This is a genomic window from Citrobacter sedlakii (assembly GCF_018128425.1).
GTDB lineage: Bacteria > Pseudomonadota > Gammaproteobacteria > Enterobacterales > Enterobacteriaceae > Citrobacter_A > Citrobacter_A sedlakii.
This window is the reverse complement of sequence record NZ_CP071070.1, coordinates 4,190,940-4,207,210: the sequence shown is the minus strand read 5'-3', so window position 1 is coordinate 4,207,210 and position 16,271 is coordinate 4,190,940. Positions and strand designations below refer to the sequence as shown.

The following is a 16,271-nucleotide window of genomic DNA, read 5'->3' as shown; positions in this document are numbered from 1 at the left end:
ACAGGCTGTGGACGACTTATGCGTCCCGTGGAAGCCCTTTTTCAATGGCTCTGACCAGACGTTTCTGCTGCGGGAGTTGCACCTCGACTGCACTGGCATTTCGCTTTGCGATTTGCTGCGCGATCGCCCACTGGATGTGTTCATCGAGAAGTGGGTGCTCACCCCGGCGGTTTTCCAGCGCACAGAGCACGTCTTCACGCCAGGGCGCGTTGCCAAGGGCGACCGCGATATTCCGTAACCAGCGCAGGTGACCAATGCGCCGGATAGCTGAACCTTCGGTGATTTTCAAAAAGCGAGCTTCGTCCCAACTGAAGAGTTCAATTAGCGCCGGCGCGTGCAGTTGTTGTCGTGGGCTGAAATCCGCTTCGTCCGTTAAGTGTGAATATCGGTTCCACGGACAGATGAGCTGACAGTCGTCGCAGCCGTAAATCCGGTTGCCCATTAAGGGACGCAAGTCTTCGGGAATGGCGCCTTCGAGTTCAATTGTAAGGTAAGAAATACAGCGGCGGGCATCTACCGTATAAGGGGCGACAATCGCGCCAGTTGGGCAGGTCGTCATGCAGGCGACGCACTTTCCGCATCCGTCTTCAACGGCGTGGTCCACGGGCAGCGGGAGATCGATTAACAATTCACCCAGAAAGAAAAACGACCCCGCTTCCCGGTTGAGGATAAGTGAGTGCTTACCTGTCCACCCCAGACCCGCTTTTTCCGCCAACGGTCGCTCCAGAATGGGCGCAGAGTCGACAAAAGGTCTAAAATTCAGCGAGACACAATGCTGCTGAATCCTCTCACCCAGTTTTTTTAGTCGGTTACGCAATAGCTTATGGTAGTCGCGCCCCAGCGCGTAGCGGCTAACGTAACCCAGGTCAGGATTTTTCAGCGTGCTGGCAAACGCAGCCCTGGCGGGAAGATAGTTCATACGCACGCTAATAACGCGCAGCGTACCAGGCAACAGCTCATGAGGGCGCGCGCGCATCATGCCGTGGCGCGCCATCCAGTCCATCTCGCCGTGGTACTGTTTGTCCAGCCATGCCTGCAGTTTGGGTTCGGCTTCGCTGAGGTCAGTATCGGTAATACCTACCTGCTGAAAGCCCAGTTCCAGCCCCCACTGCTTAATTTTTTGCGCTAACTGATTGAGATCGAGGGGCTCTGACATGACGGACCATACCATAAAGAAAAACCCCGTAAGTATACCACACTCCCTCTGGCCCGCCGACGACATCAGAGGACTGGAGCAAGAGGCTGCTGATACGCTTGGGTTGACGTTGTTTGAACTGATGTTGCGTGCCGGAGAAGCGGCGTTTGACGTCGCGCGTGAAAGCTGGCCTTATGCCCGCCACTGGTTGGTGCTGTGCGGACATGGGAATAACGGCGGCGACGGATATGTGGTGGCGAGGCTGGCGAAAGCGGCGGGCATTAATGTCACGTTGCTGGCTCAGGAGAGCGAAAAGCCGCTGCCGGAAGAGGCCGAACAGGCGCGGGAAGCCTGGCTGAACGCGGGGGGAATTATTCATGCGCCGGAGATTATCTGGCCGGAAAAAGTGGACCTCATTGTTGATGCTTTGCTCGGCACCGGGTTAACCCAGGCGCCCCGTGAACCGATCGCCGCACTCATTGCACAGGCCAACGCCCATCCCGCGCCGGTTCTGGCGGTTGATATCCCGTCCGGGCTGCTGGCGCAAACGGGTGCAACGCCGGGCGCGGTAATCGATGCCGATCGCACCGTCACCTTTATCGCGCTGAAGCCGGGCTTGTTAACCGGAAAGGCCCGCGATGTGGTGGGCGAACTGCATTTTAACGCGCTGGGTCTGGAAGAGTGGTTAGCAGGTCAGGCGTCGCCGATCCGGCGCGTTGACGCTTCGATGCTCGCGCAATGGCTGGCGCCGCGTCGTCCTACCTCTCATAAGGGCGATCATGGTCGCCTGGCGATCGTTGGCGGCGATTATGGCACCGCGGGCGCCATTCGCATGGCCGGAGAAGCGGCGTTGCGTACCGGCGCCGGACTGGTGCGGGTGCTGACCCGCAGGGAGAATATCGCGCCGTTGTTGACGGCTCGCCCGGAATTAATGGTTTATGAGCTGACGCCGCAGACGCTGGATGAGAGTCTCGAATGGGCGGATGTCGTGGCGATTGGCCCTGGGCTCGGTCAGGCGGAATGGGGCAAAAAAGCGCTGCAGAAGGTCGAGAATTTTCGCAAACCAATGCTCTGGGATGCCGATGCGCTGAACCTGCTGGCAATCAACCCCGATAAACGTCACAATCGCGTCATCACGCCGCATCCGGGAGAAGCCGCGCGGTTACTGGGTTGCTCTGTCGCAGAAATTGAAAGCGATCGCTTACTTTCTGCGCAGCGTCTGGTAAAACGTTATGGAGGCGTTGCGGTGTTGAAAGGCGCGGGAACGGTGGTTGCCGCGGAGCCGAATGCGTTGGGAATAATTGATGCCGGAAATGCAGGAATGGCCAGCGGCGGTATGGGGGATGTGCTCTCCGGGATCATTGCCGCATTGCTTGGACAGAAGCTTACCCCGTATGATGCAGCCTGTGCGGGCTGTGTTGCCCACGGCGCGGCGGCAGATGTTCTGGCAGCACGTTTTGGCATGCGCGGCATGCTGGCAACCGATCTTTTTTCCACGCTACAGCGTATTGTTAACCCAGATGTGATTGACGTTTATCATGATGAATCGAGTAATTCCGCTACCTGACGAACAGGCCACGTTAGACCTGGGGCTGCGGGTCGCCCACGCCTGCGACGGCGCGACCGTTATCTATTTGTTCGGGGATTTAGGCGCGGGTAAAACCACCTTTAGCCGCGGGTTCCTGCAGGCGTTAGGCCATGCCGGTAATGTAAAAAGCCCAACGTATACGCTGGTCGAACCCTATGCGCTCGATAACCTGATGGTTTATCACTTCGATCTGTATCGTCTCGCCGATCCGGAAGAACTGGAATTTATGGGGATCCGGGATTATTTTGCCAACGACGCCATTTGTCTGGTGGAGTGGCCGCAGCAGGGGAAAGGTGTATTGCCGGACCCGGATATTGAAATCCATTTAGAGTATAAGGCGCAAGGCCGTGAGGCGCGAATCAGCGCCGTTTCCTCCTCCGGGGAAGCGCTGATTGCGCGTTTAGCCGGTTAACCTTAAAGGTGGCGGGATGATGTATCGCATCAGAAAGTGGCTGGCGGCAACGCTGGTGTTACTGTGCGCGCAGGCTGGCGCGGCCAGTTTGTCCGATATTCAGGTTTCAAACGGTGAACAGCAGGCGCGGATTACGCTGAGCTTTATCGGCGATCCGGATTACGCCTTTTCGCAGCAGGGTAAACGTACCGTCGCGCTGGATATTAAGCAAACCGGCGTGATTCAAGGGCTGCCGCTGCAGTTTAGCGGCAATAACCTGGTGAAAACGATACGTTCCGGCACGCCGCAGGATCCGCAGTCGCTGCGGCTGGTGGTCGATCTCACGGAAAACGGCAAGACTGAAGCGGTAAAACGGCAGAATGGCGGCAATTACACCGTCGTCTTTACGATCAACGCTGATGCGCCGCCGCCTCCGCCAGTGGTCGCAAAGCGGGTTGAACCGCCCGTGGTGACGCCACGCCCGAGCGAACCGGCGCGAAACCCGTTTAAATCCAGCAATGAGCGTACTACGGCCGTCACCAGCAGTCATACCGTCACGCGCCCCGCCGCGCGTACGACGACCAGTAACGGCGACAAGGTGGTCATTGCCATCGACGCCGGGCACGGTGGGCAGGATCCAGGGGCGATTGGCCCCGGCGGCACGCGGGAGAAAAACGTGACCATCGCGGTGGCCCGCAAGCTGCGCACGCTACTGAATAACGATCCTATGTTTAAAGGCGTTCTCACCCGCGACGGCGACTATTTCATCTCAGTAATGGGCCGCTCCGATGTGGCGCGTAAGCAGAACGCCAATTTCCTGGTGTCGATTCACGCCGATGCCGCGCCAAACCGTAACGCCACCGGCGCGTCGGTGTGGGTGCTGTCTAACCGTCGCGCCAATAGCGAAATGGCGAACTGGCTGGAAGAGCATGAAAAACAATCCGAGCTGCTCGGCGGCGCGGGCGACGTACTGGCGAACAGTCAGTCCGACCCTTACTTAAGCCAGGCGGTTCTGGATTTGCAGTTCGGCCATTCCCAGCGCGTAGGGTATGATGTGGCAACAAATATGTTAGGCCAGCTCGAACGTATCGGGTCATTGCATAAGCGGCGTCCGGAGCATGCCAGCCTGGGGGTGCTACGATCGCCTGATATTCCGTCGGTGCTGGTTGAAACCGGATTTATCAGTAACCACAGCGAAGAACGGCTGCTCGCCAGCGATGCGTACCAACAGCAACTGGCCGAAGCGATTTACAAAGGACTGCGGAGCTACTTTCAGGCGCATCCCCTGCAGTCAGGTCCACAAGGGACACAAACCGCGAGCGCCGTTACGCCTGGCGAGTCGTTGATTAACTAAGGAATTGTCATGCCGATTCAGGTGCTACCGCCACAACTGGCGAACCAGATTGCCGCAGGCGAGGTGGTGGAAAGACCTGCGTCGGTGGTCAAAGAACTGGTGGAAAACAGCCTTGACGCGGGCGCAACGCGTATCGATATTGATATCGAACGCGGCGGCGCGAAGCTTATCCGTATTCGCGACAACGGCTGCGGCATCAGGAAAGACGAGCTGGCGCTGGCGCTGGCCCGTCATGCCACCAGTAAAATCGCCTCGCTCGACGATCTGGAAGCGATTATCAGCCTTGGTTTTCGTGGCGAAGCGCTGGCCAGCATCAGCTCAGTCTCCCGCCTGACGCTGACGTCCCGCACCGCCGATCAGCAGGAAGCCTGGCAAGCCTATGCTGAAGGGCGTGATATGGATGTGACGGTGAAACCCGCCGCGCATCCCGTAGGCACCACGCTGGAAGTGCTGGACCTGTTCTATAACACGCCCGCCCGTCGCAAGTTTATGCGCACCGAGAAAACCGAGTTTAATCATATTGATGAGATCATTCGCCGTATTGCGCTGGCGCGTTTTGACGTGACCATCAATTTGTCGCACAACGGTAAAATGGTGCGCCAGTATCGCGCGGTGGCAAAAGACGGGCCGCAAGAGCGCCGTCTTGGCGCGATTTGCGGCGCGCCATTCCTTGAGCAGGCGTTGACTATCGAGTGGCAGCATGGCGATCTCACCCTGCGCGGCTGGGTTGCCGATCCCCATCACACCACCACGGCGCTGGCAGAAATTCAGTACTGTTACGTGAATGGTCGTATGATGCGTGACCGGCTGATAAATCACGCTATTCGTCAGGCTTGTGAAGATAAGCTTGGCGCCGATCAGCAGCCGGCTTTCGTGCTTTATCTGGAAATAGACCCGCACCAGGTCGATGTGAACGTGCATCCAGCCAAGCATGAAGTCCGTTTTCATCAGTCGCGCCTGGTACATGATTTTATCTACCAGGGCGTGCTGAGCGTGCTGCAACAGCAGCTTGAGTCGCCGCTGCCGCTGGAGGGGGATGATGCTCCTGCGCCAAGACACGTGCCGGAAAACCGCGTGGCGGCAGGGCGTAACCATTTTGCCGAGCCTCCGCAGGCGCGCGAAACGACAGCGCCGCGTTATTTTTCTCCTGTTTCGCCTGCGAGCGGCGGCGCGCGTCCGACGCAGGCCGGTTGGCCCCATGCTCAGCCGGGCTACCAGAAGCAACAAGGAGAGGTCTATCGCCAGCTCCTAAAGACGCCTGAACCGGTTCCCGCAGGCAAAACGCGCGCGCCGGAAACGGCGGTTTCCGCGTTATCCGGACACAGCCAGAGCTTTGGACGCGTGTTGACAATCGTTGGTCACGACTGCGCGTTGCTTGAGCGTGATGGGCAAATTCACCTGCTGGCGCTGCCGGTGGCGGAGCGTTGGCTACGTCAGGCGCAGCTGACGCCGGGCGAGGGAGAGGTTTGCGCGCAACCGCTGCTCATCCCGCTGCGCCTGAAGGTGACCGCTGAAGAAAAAGCGGCGCTGACAAACGCGCAAAACGCGCTGGCGAAATTGGGGATCGAATTTCAGTCAGATGCCCAGCATGTGACCGTTCGGGCGGTGCCTTTACCCTTACGCCAACAAAATTTACAAATCTTGATTCCTGAACTGATAGGCTACCTGACGCAGCAGTCAGCGCTCGAACCTGACAATATGGCGCAGTGGATTGCACGCAATTTAATGAGCGAACACGCGCAGTGGACCATGGCCCAGGCCATTACGCTGCTGGCTGACGTGGAGCGGCTTTGTCCGCAGCTTGTGAAGGCGCCGCCGGGTGGTCTGTTACAACCTGTTGATTTACATACGGCGATGAATGCCCTGAAACATGAGTGATACCCCTAAGGCGAGCCTGCCAAAGGCAATTTTTTTGATGGGGCCGACGGCCTCGGGCAAAACGGCGTTAGCGATTGAACTGCGTAAAGTTTTGCCAATAGAGTTGATTAGCGTTGACTCCGCCCTTATCTACAAGGGGATGGATATCGGTACGGCGAAGCCGGACGCGAAAGAGTTACAGGCGGCGCCGCACCGATTGTTAGACATTCTCGATCCGTTGCAGGCATATTCAGCCGCAGATTTCCGCCGCGATGCGCTGGCGGAGATGGCAGATATCACCGCAGCCGGACGAATTCCGCTGCTGGTGGGCGGAACAATGCTGTATTTCAAGGCGTTGCTGGAAGGGCTTTCGCCGCTGCCGTCGGCGGACCCGGAGGTCAGGGCCAGAATAGAGCAGCAGGCGGTAGAGCAGGGATGGGATGCGTTGCATCAGCAGCTTCAGGCGATTGATCCTGTCGCCGCTGCGCGTATTCATCCGAATGATCCGCAAAGGCTTTCCCGGGCACTGGAAGTTTTTTTCATTTCGGGTAAAACTTTAACGGAACTGACGCAAACGTCAGGTGATGCTTTACCGTACCAGGTGTATCAGTTCGCCATCGCCCCGGCGAGTCGTGAATTGCTGCATCAACGCATCGAGCAGCGTTTTCATCAGATGTTGGCTTCAGGTTTTGAAGCAGAAGTCCGGGCGCTATTTGCCCGTGGAGATTTGCATACGGATTTGCCTTCCATTCGTTGTGTGGGATATCGCCAGATGTGGTCGTACCTTGAAGGCGAAATTTCATACGATGAAATGGTTTATAGAGGTGTTTGCGCCACGAGACAGTTGGCGAAGCGTCAAATGACCTGGTTGCGCGGCTGGGATGGGGTGCGCTGGCTTGACAGTGAAAAACCTGAACAGGCGCTCAACGAAGTATTACAGGTTGTTGGTGCTATCGCGAACTGAATGTGTACAATTGAGACGTATCGTGCGCAATTTTTCAGAACCAAAAGGTTCAAAGTACAAAGCATATAAGGAAAAGAGAGAATGGCTAAGGGGCAATCTTTACAAGATCCGTTCCTGAACGCACTGCGTCGGGAACGTGTTCCAGTTTCTATTTATTTGGTGAATGGTATTAAACTGCAAGGTCAAATCGAGTCTTTTGATCAATTCGTGATCCTGTTGAAAAACACGGTCAGCCAGATGGTTTATAAGCACGCGATTTCTACTGTTGTCCCGTCTCGTCCGGTTTCTCATCACAGCAACAATACCGGTGGCGGTACCAGCAGCAACTATCATCACGGTAGCAACGCGCAGGGTTCTTCTGCGCCGCAGGACAGCGAAGAAACTGAATAACGTTTCTGGCTGTTTTACACACGGGGAGCCAGGTTATCTGCGTTCCCCGCTGATTTATATCGAGGGGTTGACGCTTGTTTGACCGTTATGACGCCGGTGAGCAGGCGGTACTGGTACACATCTATTTTTCGCAAGACAAAGATATGGAAGACCTCCAGGAGTTTGAATCTCTGGTGTCTTCCGCCGGTGTCGAAGCAATGCAGGTGATTACCGGTAGCCGTAAAGCACCGCACCCGAAGTACTTTGTAGGTGAAGGTAAGGCTGTTGAGATTGCGGAAGCCGTAAAAGCGACTGGCGCTGCCGTCGTGCTATTTGACCATGCATTAAGCCCGGCCCAGGAGCGTAACCTGGAACGTTTGTGCGAGTGTCGTGTTATCGACCGTACCGGTCTTATCTTGGATATTTTCGCTCAACGTGCGCGTACCCATGAGGGGAAACTGCAGGTTGAGCTGGCGCAGCTGCGCCATCTGGCTACGCGCCTTGTCCGTGGCTGGACCCACCTTGAAAGACAGAAAGGCGGGATTGGTTTGCGCGGTCCGGGTGAAACCCAGCTCGAAACCGACCGCCGTTTATTGCGTAATCGTATTTTGCAGATCCAGTCGCGCCTGGAAAAAGTTGAAAAGCAACGTGAGCAGGGGCGACAGTCGCGCATTAAAGCGGATGTCCCGACCGTCTCGCTGGTGGGATATACCAACGCCGGAAAATCTACCCTTTTCAACCAAATTACAGAAGCCCGGGTCTATGCGGCAGACCAACTGTTCGCAACCCTGGACCCCACGTTGCGCCGTATTGACGTCGCGGACGTAGGTGAAACCGTGCTGGCGGATACCGTAGGGTTTATCCGCCATCTTCCGCATGACCTGGTGGCGGCGTTCAAAGCCACCCTCCAGGAAACGCGTCAGGCCACGCTGTTGCTGCACGTTGTAGATGCTGCTGATGTGCGTGTGCAGGAGAACATCGACGCAGTGGATACGGTTCTCGAGGAGATCGATGCTCACGAGATCCCAACCCTGATGGTGATGAATAAAATCGATATGCTGGACGACTTCGAGCCGCGTATCGACAGGGATGAAGAGAACAAACCGATTCGTGTCTGGCTTTCCGCGCAGACAGGGATCGGAATACCACAGCTTTTTCAGGCTTTGACGGAACGGCTTTCCGGCGAGGTAGCGCAACATACGCTGCGTTTGCCGCCGCAGGAAGGGCGTCTGAGAAGTCGTTTTTATCAGCTTCAGGCAATAGAAAAAGAGTGGATGGAGGATGACGGCAGCATGAGCTTGCAGGTTCGCCTGCCGATCGTGGACTGGCGTCGCCTCTGTAAACAAGAACCTTCCCTGGCCGACTACGTTGTCTGACCGGGAGGAAAGGGCCTGAGGATTTTTGCCCAATACTCTGAGCATTTCGGGTTATACGACAAGCCACCTGGTGCGACGTTGTCATCACCTGGAACACAGTGGGTATATCACCGCATAACAAATATGGAGCACAAACATGGCGTGGAATCAGCCCGGTAATAACGGACAAGACCGCGACCCGTGGGGAAGCAGCAAACCAGGCGGCAACTCTGAGGGAAATGGAAACAAAGGTGGTCGCGAGCAGGGGCCACCTGATCTTGATGATATCTTCCGTAAGCTGAGCAAAAAGCTCGGTGGACTGGGTGGCGGTAAAGGTACCGGCTCCGGCGGCGGAAGCTCATCGCAAGGCCCGCGCCCGCATCTGGGCGGACGTGTCGTCACCATCGCGGCGGCAGCTATCGTCATTATCTGGGCGGCAAGCGGTTTCTACACCATTAAAGAAGCTGAACGCGGCGTTGTTACGCGCTTCGGTAAATTTAGTCATCTGGTTGAGCCGGGTCTGAACTGGAAACCGACGTTTATCGATGAGGTGACGCCGGTGAACGTGGAAGCGGTTCGCGAACTGGCGGCGTCCGGTGTGATGCTGACCTCTGACGAAAACGTCGTGCGCGTCGAGATGAACGTTCAGTACCGCATCACCGATCCGCAAAAATACCTGTTTAGCGTGACCAGCGCCGACGACAGTCTGCGTCAGGCGACCGACAGCGCCCTGCGCGGCGTTATCGGTAAATACACCATGGACCGTATTCTGACCGAAGGGCGTACCGTTATTCGTAGCGACACCCAGCGTGAACTGGAAGAGACGATCCGTCCGTACAACATGGGGATTACCCTGCTGGACGTCAACTTCCAGGCTGCTCGTCCGCCGGAAGAGGTAAAAGCCGCGTTTGATGATGCCATTGCCGCACGTGAAAACGAACAGCAATACATCCGTGAAGCGGAAGCGTACACCAACGAAGTTCAGCCGCGAGCGAACGGTCAGGCACAGCGTATTCTTGAAGAAGCGCGCGCTTACAAAACGCAAACTATTCTGGAAGCCCAGGGTGAAGTGGCGCGCTTCGCGAAAATCCTGCCGGAATATAAAGCCGCCCCTGAGATCACTCGCGAGCGTCTGTATATCGAGACGATGGAAAAAGTGTTGAGCCATACCCGTAAAGTGCTGGTCAACGACAAGGGCGGTAACCTGATGGTACTGCCGTTGGATCAGATGCTGAAAGGCGGCAACGCGCCGGCAACAAAACGCGACAGCGGTTCCGACCTGCTGCGCTTGCCGACTACGTCATCTTCCAGCAGTAGCGGAGCAAGCAACACCTCGTCCACCAGTCAGGGCGATATTATGGACCAACGCCGCGCTAACGCGCAGCGTAACGACTACCAGCGTCAGGGGGAATAACGATGCGTAAGTCAGTTATTGCGATTGTCATCATCGTGCTGGTAGTGCTCTATACCTCAGTCTTTGTAGTGAAAGAAGGCGAGCGTGGCATTAAGTTCCAGTTCAGCAGCGTCGTGCGCGATGACGATAAGAAACCGTTGATCTATGAACCGGGGCTGCACTTCAAGGTGCCGTTTATTCAGTCGGTGAAAATGCTGGATGCGCGTATCCAGACGATGGATAACCAGGCCGATCGTTTCGTCACGAAAGAGAAGAAAGACCTGATCGTCGACTCATACATCAAATGGCGTATCAGCGACTTCAGCCGTTACTTCCTGGCAACGGGCGGCGGCGATGTGTCGCAGGCGGAAGTGCTGTTGAAACGTAAGTTCTCTGACCGTCTGCGTTCTGAGATTGGTCGTCTGGATGTGAAAGACATCGTGACCGATTCCCGTGGTCGTCTGACTCTGGAAGTCCGTGACGCGCTGAACTCCGGTTCTGCGGGAACGGAAGACGAAGTGGCGACGCCAGCAGCGGATAACGCCATTGCTGAAGCCGCAGAGCGCGTTCAGGCTGAAACCAACGGCAATGTGCCGGTGATCAACCCGAACAGTATGGCTGCGTTAGGTATCGAAGTGGTGGACGTGCGTATCAAGCAGATCAACCTGCCGACCGAAGTGTCCGAAGCGATCTACAACCGTATGCGCGCTGAGCGTGAAGCGGTCGCCCGTCGTCATCGTTCACAGGGTCAGGAAGAAGCGGAAAAATTGCGCGCGGCTGCCGACTACGAAGTGACCAAAACGCTGGCGGAAGCTGAGCGTCAGGGGCGTATCCTGCGCGGTGAAGGCGACGCCGAAGCGGCGAAACTGTTTGCCGACGCGTTCAGCCAGGATCCTGACTTCTATGCCTTTATTCGTAGCCTGCGCGCTTACGAGAAGAGCTTCGAAGGAAATCAGGACGTCATGGTCATGAGCCCGGACAGCGATTTCTTCCGCTACATGAAGACACCGAATACCGCAACGCGATAAACTCAACGCGTTTGAGTTTTCAAACCACCGCTCTCTCCGGAAGCGGTGGTTTTCTTTTATAAGGAGCAGAAATGAACGAAACAATCTGGCTGGCGCTTGCCCTGGTGTTGGTGCTGGAAGGTTTAGGCCCGATGCTCTATCCGCGCGCGTGGAAGAAGATGATTTCCGCAATGACGCAACTGCCGGAAAATACGTTACGTCGTTTTGGCGGCGGACTTGTGGTTGCGGGCGTTGTGGTCTACTACATGTTGAGGAAAACGATTGGCTGATCAAAAAAGCGGCGAATTTAGCTGATTTTTGCATGCAAAAAGTGCTGTATATCTGAAAAAGCGATGGTAGAATCCATTTTTAAGCAAACGGTGATTTTGAAAAATGGGTAACAACGTCGTCGTACTGGGCACCCAATGGGGTGACGAAGGTAAAGGAAAGATCGTCGATCTTCTGACTGAACGGGCTAAATATGTTGTGCGCTACCAGGGTGGACACAACGCAGGCCATACTCTCGTAATCAACGGTGAAAAAACCGTCCTCCATCTTATTCCATCAGGCATTCTTCGTGAGAACGTAACCAGCATCATCGGTAACGGTGTTGTTCTGTCTCCTGCTGCGCTGATGAAAGAGATGAAAGGTCTGGAAGACCGTGGCATCCCTGTCCGTGAGCGTCTGCTCCTGTCTGAAGCGTGTCCGCTGATCCTCGATTACCACGTAGCGCTGGATATTGCGCGTGAGAAAGCGCGTGGCGCGAAAGCGATCGGGACGACCGGTCGTGGTATCGGACCGGCTTATGAAGACAAAGTGGCTCGTCGCGGTCTGCGCGTCGGCGACCTGTTCGACAAAGCTACCTTCGCTGAAAAACTGAAAGAAGTGATGGAATATCACAACTTCCAGCTGGTGAACTTCTACAAAGTCGAAGCCGTTGACTACCAGAAAGTGCTGGATGATGTGATGGCGATTGCCGACATCCTGACCTCTATGGTTGTCGATGTTTCCGATCTGCTGGACCAGGCGCGCAAGCGTGGCGATTTCGTCATGTTCGAAGGCGCGCAGGGTACGCTGCTGGATATCGACCACGGTACTTATCCGTACGTAACGTCCTCTAACACCACCGCGGGTGGCGTGGCGACCGGCTCTGGCCTGGGCCCACGTTATGTGGATTACGTTCTGGGTATCATCAAAGCTTACTCCACGCGCGTGGGGGCGGGTCCGTTCCCGACTGAGCTGTTTGATGAAACCGGCGAGTTCCTCTGCAAGCAGGGTAACGAATATGGCGCCACCACCGGACGTCGCCGTCGTACCGGCTGGCTGGACTCCGTCGCCGTGCGCCGTGCGGTGCAGATCAACTCACTGTCCGGCTTCTGCCTGACCAAACTGGACGTACTGGACGGTTTGAAAGAAGTGAAAATCTGCGTTGCTTACCGTATGCCGGATGGCCGTGAAGTGACGACGACGCCGCTGGCTGCTGACGACTGGGAAGGTATCGAGCCGATCTACGAAACCATGCCGGGTTGGTCTGAATCCACCTTTGGCGTGAAAGAACGTAGCGGTCTGCCGCAGGCGGCGCTCAATTACATTAAGCGTATTGAAGAACTGACCGGTGTGCCGATTGATATCATCTCTACCGGCCCGGACCGTACTGAGACCATGATTCTGCGTGACCCGTACGACGCATAATTAAGGTATAATGCCCGGTAGCGCTTTGCTGACCGGGCCTTGTAAGCCGGATAAGGCATTTTCGCCGCCATCCGGCTATGTACATTGCAATATCCTCGCTTTTTTCCTTCCCAAACTGAAATAAATTAGCGACCTGGCGAGTGGCTGGTTTATCATCAATAAATGAGTTGTATCCCGTTTTCCCCTTTTCCTTGAGGTTGATGTGCAGTTAACGAGTTTCACCGATTACGGATTACGTGCGCTAATCTATATGGCGTCGCTACCGGAAGGACGCATGACCAGTATTTCTGAGGTGACAGAAGTCTACGGCGTTTCCCGTAATCATATGGTCAAAATAATCAATCAACTTAGCCGGGCGGGCTTCATTACTGCTATCCGGGGAAAAAACGGCGGGATACGCCTGGGCAAAGCCGCGAATACTATCCGTATCGGCGACGTCGTGCGTGAACTCGAACCGTTGTCGCTGGTGAACTGTAGCAGCGAGTTTTGCCATATCACCCCTGCCTGTCGACTCAAACAGGCGCTTTCTAAGGCCGTGCAATGTTTTCTGACGGAACTGGACAACTACACGCTTGCCGATTTGGTTGAAGAAAATCAACCGCTTTATAAATTATTGCTGGTGGAGTGACGAAAATCTCCACCGGAGCTGACAATGGAGGAACCTCAATGTCACAAGATCCTTTCCAGGAACGCGAAGCTGAAAAGTACGCGAACCCTATCCCGAGCCGGGAATTTATCCTCGAACACTTAACAAAACGTGAAAAACCGGCCAACCGTGACGAGCTGGCCGCAGAACTGAATATTGAAGGCGAAGAGCAGCAGGAAGCCCTGCGTCGTCGCCTTCGCGCAATGGAGCGTGACGGCCAGTTGGTCTTCACCCGCCGCCAGTGCTATGCGCTGCCGGAACGTCTTGACCTGTTGAAAGGTACCGTTATCGGCCACCGTGATGGTTACGGCTTTCTGCGCGTCGAAGGGCGTAAAGACGATCTGTACCTCTCCAGCGAGCAGATGAAAACCTGCATTCATGGCGATCAGGTGCTGGCGCAGCCGCTGGGCGCGGATCGTAAAGGCCGCCGTGAAGCGCGTATCGTGCGCGTGCTGGTGCCGAAAACCAGCCAAATTGTGGGCCGCTACTTTACCGAAGCGGGCGTGGGTTTTGTCGTCCCTGACGACAGCCGCCTGAGTTTTGACATCCTTATTCCGCCGGAAGAGATCATGGGCGCGCGCATGGGCTTTGTGGTGGTGGTTGAACTCACTCAGCGTCCGACGCGTCGCACCAAAGCGGTGGGTAAAATCGTCGAAGTGCTGGGCGACAACATGGGCACCGGCATGGCGGTTGATATGGCGCTGCGCACCCATGAAATCCCCTATATCTGGCCACAGGCAGTCGAAAAGCAGGTTGCCGGGCTGAAAGAAGAGGTTCCGGAAGCGGCGAAAGCAGGGCGCGTTGACCTGCGTTCTCTGCCGCTGGTGACCATTGATGGCGAAGATGCCCGCGATTTTGATGATGCGGTTTATTGCGAGAAGAAGCGCGGCGGCGGCTGGCGTTTGTGGGTGGCGATTGCCGACGTGAGCTATTACGTGCGTCCGCCAACGCCGCTCGACCAGGAAGCGCGCAACCGCGGCACCTCCGTTTACTTCCCGTCGCAGGTTGTGCCAATGCTGCCGGAAGTGCTTTCCAACGGCCTGTGTTCTTTGAACCCGCAGGTGGACCGCCTGTGCATGGTCTGCGAAATGACCATCTCGAATAAAGGCCGTCTGACCGGTTACAAATTCTACGAAGCGGTGATGAGCTCTCATGCGCGTCTGACCTACACCAAGGTCTGGCATATGCTGCAAGGCGATCAGGACCTTCGCGAGCAGTACGCACCGTTGGTGAAGCATATCGAAGAACTGCACAATCTGTACAAGGTGCTGGAGAAAGCGCGTGAAGAACGTGGCGGTATCTCGTTTGAAAGCGAAGAAGCGAAGTTTATTTTTAACGCTGAACGTCGTATTGAACGAATCGAGCAAACCCAGCGTAACGACGCCCATAAGCTGATTGAAGAGTGCATGATTCTGGCGAACATCTCTGCGGCGCGGTTCGTTGAGAAAGCCAAAGAGCCTGCGCTGTTCCGCATCCACGATAAGCCAACCACAGAGGCGATCACCTCTTTCCGTTCCGTGTTGGCGGAGTTGGGACTCGAACTGCCGGGCGGAAACAAACCTGAACCGCGCGACTATGCGGAACTGCTGGAATCCGTTGCCGATCGTCCGGACGCGGAAATGCTGCAAACCATGCTGCTGCGTTCAATGAAACAGGCGATCTACGATCCGGAAAACCGTGGTCACTTTGGTCTGGCGCTGCAATCTTATGCTCACTTTACCTCGCCGATCCGCCGTTATCCGGATCTCTCGCTGCACCGCGCCATCAAATATCTGTTGGCGAAAGAGCAGGGGCATAAAGGTAACACCACCGAAACCGGCGGCTACCATTATTCGATGGAAGAGATGCTCCAGTTGGGCCAGCATTGTTCGATGGCTGAACGCCGCGCCGACGAAGCGACGCGCGACGTGGCCGACTGGCTGAAGTGCGACTTTATGCTCGATCAGGTGGGTAACGTCTTTAAAGGCGTGATTGCCAGCGTCACCGGCTTTGGCTTCTTTGTGCGTCTGGATGAACTGTTTATTGATGGTCTGGTACACGTCTCCTCGCTGGAAAACGACTACTATCGTTACGATCAGGTCGGGCAGCGTCTGACCGGCGAATCCAGCGGCCAGACTTACCGTCTGGGCGATCGCGTGGAAGTGCGCGTCGAAGCGGTCAATATGGATGAGCGTAAGATCGACTTTAGCCTGATCTCCAGCGAACGCGCGCCGCGCAACGTTGGCAAGACAGCGCGTGAGAAAGCGAAGAAAGGCGATGCCGGGAAAAAAACCAGCCGTCGTCGGCAGGTCGGCAAAAAAGTGAACTTTGAGCCAGACAGCGCATTCCGCGGTGAGAAGAAGACGAAGGCCAGGCCGTCAACGGCGAAAAAAGGCGATAAAAAAGCGAAAAAGCCTTCGGCAAAAACGCTGAAAATCGCCGCCGCTACTAAAGCTAAACGCGCGGCGAAGAAAAACGCCGCCGAATAATTGCGAAAAACTGCCGCCGGGCCGCTAACCTGACCCGGCGAAAACAACCTTA

The 16,271-nt window shown here is 56.0% G+C and carries 14 protein-coding genes; 13 read left to right on the top strand and 1 reads right to left on the bottom strand.

Annotated features, from left to right (window positions below; translation table 11 throughout):
- Nucleotides 1-16 precede the first annotated feature (16 nt).
- Entirely contained in the window at nucleotides 17-1,156 is a 1,140-nt protein-coding gene (gene queG / locus JY391_RS19955) for a tRNA epoxyqueuosine(34) reductase QueG (protein ID WP_181822136.1), read from the bottom strand.
- On the opposite strand from queG, the gene nnr reads away from it, so the two are divergent.
- The 13 genes from nnr (at nucleotide 1,155) to rnr (ending at nucleotide 16,219) form a co-directional block, all read left to right on the top strand.
- Nucleotides 1,155-2,702 carry a bifunctional ADP-dependent NAD(P)H-hydrate dehydratase/NAD(P)H-hydrate epimerase gene (gene nnr / locus JY391_RS19950; protein WP_211934898.1) on the top strand — a complete coding sequence of 516 codons (1,548 nt, stop codon included), beginning with the start codon at nucleotides 1,155-1,157 and terminating at the stop codon, nucleotides 2,700-2,702. The two genes, queG and nnr, sit on opposite strands and share 2 nt — an antisense overlap.
- The gene (gene tsaE / locus JY391_RS19945; RefSeq protein WP_042289607.1) at nucleotides 2,674-3,135 is read left to right on the top strand and encodes a tRNA (adenosine(37)-N6)-threonylcarbamoyltransferase complex ATPase subunit type 1 TsaE; all 462 of its coding nucleotides are present in this window, start codon (nucleotides 2,674-2,676) and stop codon (nucleotides 3,133-3,135) included. Before nnr ends, tsaE begins: the two co-directional genes overlap by 29 nt.
- Nucleotides 3,136-3,151: 16 nt before the next feature.
- Nucleotides 3,152-4,468 (top strand): N-acetylmuramoyl-L-alanine amidase AmiB, encoded by a 1,317-nt coding sequence (gene amiB, locus JY391_RS19940; protein ID WP_211934897.1) that lies wholly within the window; start codon nucleotides 3,152-3,154, stop codon nucleotides 4,466-4,468.
- 9 nt (nucleotides 4,469-4,477) lie between these two features.
- On the top strand, nucleotides 4,478-6,346 hold the full coding sequence (gene mutL / locus JY391_RS19935; protein ID WP_181822134.1) for a DNA mismatch repair endonuclease MutL: 1,869 nt from the start codon (nucleotides 4,478-4,480) through the stop codon (nucleotides 6,344-6,346).
- Nucleotides 6,339-7,289 carry a tRNA (adenosine(37)-N6)-dimethylallyltransferase MiaA gene (gene miaA, locus JY391_RS19930; RefSeq protein WP_060570943.1) on the top strand — a complete coding sequence of 317 codons (951 nt, stop codon included), beginning with the start codon at nucleotides 6,339-6,341 and terminating at the stop codon, nucleotides 7,287-7,289. The genes mutL and miaA overlap by 8 nt, the downstream gene beginning before the upstream one ends.
- Before the next feature lie 81 nt (nucleotides 7,290-7,370).
- Nucleotides 7,371-7,679: an RNA chaperone Hfq gene (gene hfq / locus JY391_RS19925; protein WP_042289598.1), complete on the top strand. Its 309-nt coding sequence runs from the start codon at nucleotides 7,371-7,373 to the stop codon at nucleotides 7,677-7,679.
- A gap of 74 nt (nucleotides 7,680-7,753) precedes the next feature.
- Entirely contained in the window at nucleotides 7,754-9,034 is a 1,281-nt protein-coding gene (gene hflX / locus JY391_RS19920) for a ribosome rescue GTPase HflX (protein WP_042289596.1), read from the top strand.
- A gap of 136 nt (nucleotides 9,035-9,170) precedes the next feature.
- Nucleotides 9,171-10,427, top strand: a complete 1,257-nt coding sequence (hflK, locus tag JY391_RS19915; RefSeq protein WP_042289593.1) for an FtsH protease activity modulator HflK — start codon at nucleotides 9,171-9,173, stop codon at nucleotides 10,425-10,427.
- Between the two features lie 2 nt (nucleotides 10,428-10,429).
- Nucleotides 10,430-11,434, top strand: coding sequence for a protease modulator HflC (gene hflC / locus JY391_RS19910; protein ID WP_042289590.1), 1,005 nt, complete (start codon nucleotides 10,430-10,432; stop codon nucleotides 11,432-11,434).
- A 71-nt stretch (nucleotides 11,435-11,505) separates the two neighbouring features.
- The gene (locus tag JY391_RS19905; protein ID WP_042289588.1) at nucleotides 11,506-11,703 is read left to right on the top strand and encodes a DUF2065 domain-containing protein; all 198 of its coding nucleotides are present in this window, start codon (nucleotides 11,506-11,508) and stop codon (nucleotides 11,701-11,703) included.
- Between the two features lie 103 nt (nucleotides 11,704-11,806).
- Nucleotides 11,807-13,105: an adenylosuccinate synthase gene (gene purA, locus JY391_RS19900; RefSeq protein ID WP_181822132.1), complete on the top strand. Its 1,299-nt coding sequence runs from the start codon at nucleotides 11,807-11,809 to the stop codon at nucleotides 13,103-13,105.
- Between the two features lie 202 nt (nucleotides 13,106-13,307).
- Entirely contained in the window at nucleotides 13,308-13,733 is a 426-nt protein-coding gene (nsrR, locus tag JY391_RS19895; protein ID WP_042289582.1) for a nitric oxide-sensing transcriptional repressor NsrR, read from the top strand.
- Between the two features lie 38 nt (nucleotides 13,734-13,771).
- A complete protein-coding gene (gene rnr / locus JY391_RS19890) occupies nucleotides 13,772-16,219 on the top strand; it encodes a ribonuclease R (protein ID WP_042289581.1) in 2,448 nt (815 codons plus the stop codon).
- Nucleotides 16,220-16,271 lie beyond the last annotated feature (52 nt).

Coding starts and splice junctions, on each gene's coding strand:
- nnr (WP_211934898.1), top strand. CDS start 1,155: ATGACGGACCATACCATAAAGAAAAACCCCGTAAGTATACCACACTCC.
- queG (WP_181822136.1), bottom strand. CDS start 1,156: ATGTCAGAGCCCCTCGATCTCAATCAGTTAGCGCAAAAAATTAAGCAG.
- tsaE (WP_042289607.1), top strand. CDS start 2,674: ATGATGAATCGAGTAATTCCGCTACCTGACGAACAGGCCACGTTAGAC.
- amiB (WP_211934897.1), top strand. CDS start 3,152: ATGATGTATCGCATCAGAAAGTGGCTGGCGGCAACGCTGGTGTTACTG.
- mutL (WP_181822134.1), top strand. CDS start 4,478: ATGCCGATTCAGGTGCTACCGCCACAACTGGCGAACCAGATTGCCGCA.
- miaA (WP_060570943.1), top strand. CDS start 6,339: ATGAGTGATACCCCTAAGGCGAGCCTGCCAAAGGCAATTTTTTTGATG.
- hfq (WP_042289598.1), top strand. CDS start 7,371: ATGGCTAAGGGGCAATCTTTACAAGATCCGTTCCTGAACGCACTGCGT.
- hflK (WP_042289593.1), top strand. CDS start 9,171: ATGGCGTGGAATCAGCCCGGTAATAACGGACAAGACCGCGACCCGTGG.
- hflC (WP_042289590.1), top strand. CDS start 10,430: ATGCGTAAGTCAGTTATTGCGATTGTCATCATCGTGCTGGTAGTGCTC.
- JY391_RS19905 (WP_042289588.1), top strand. CDS start 11,506: ATGAACGAAACAATCTGGCTGGCGCTTGCCCTGGTGTTGGTGCTGGAA.
- purA (WP_181822132.1), top strand. CDS start 11,807: ATGGGTAACAACGTCGTCGTACTGGGCACCCAATGGGGTGACGAAGGT.
- rnr (WP_042289581.1), top strand. CDS start 13,772: ATGTCACAAGATCCTTTCCAGGAACGCGAAGCTGAAAAGTACGCGAAC.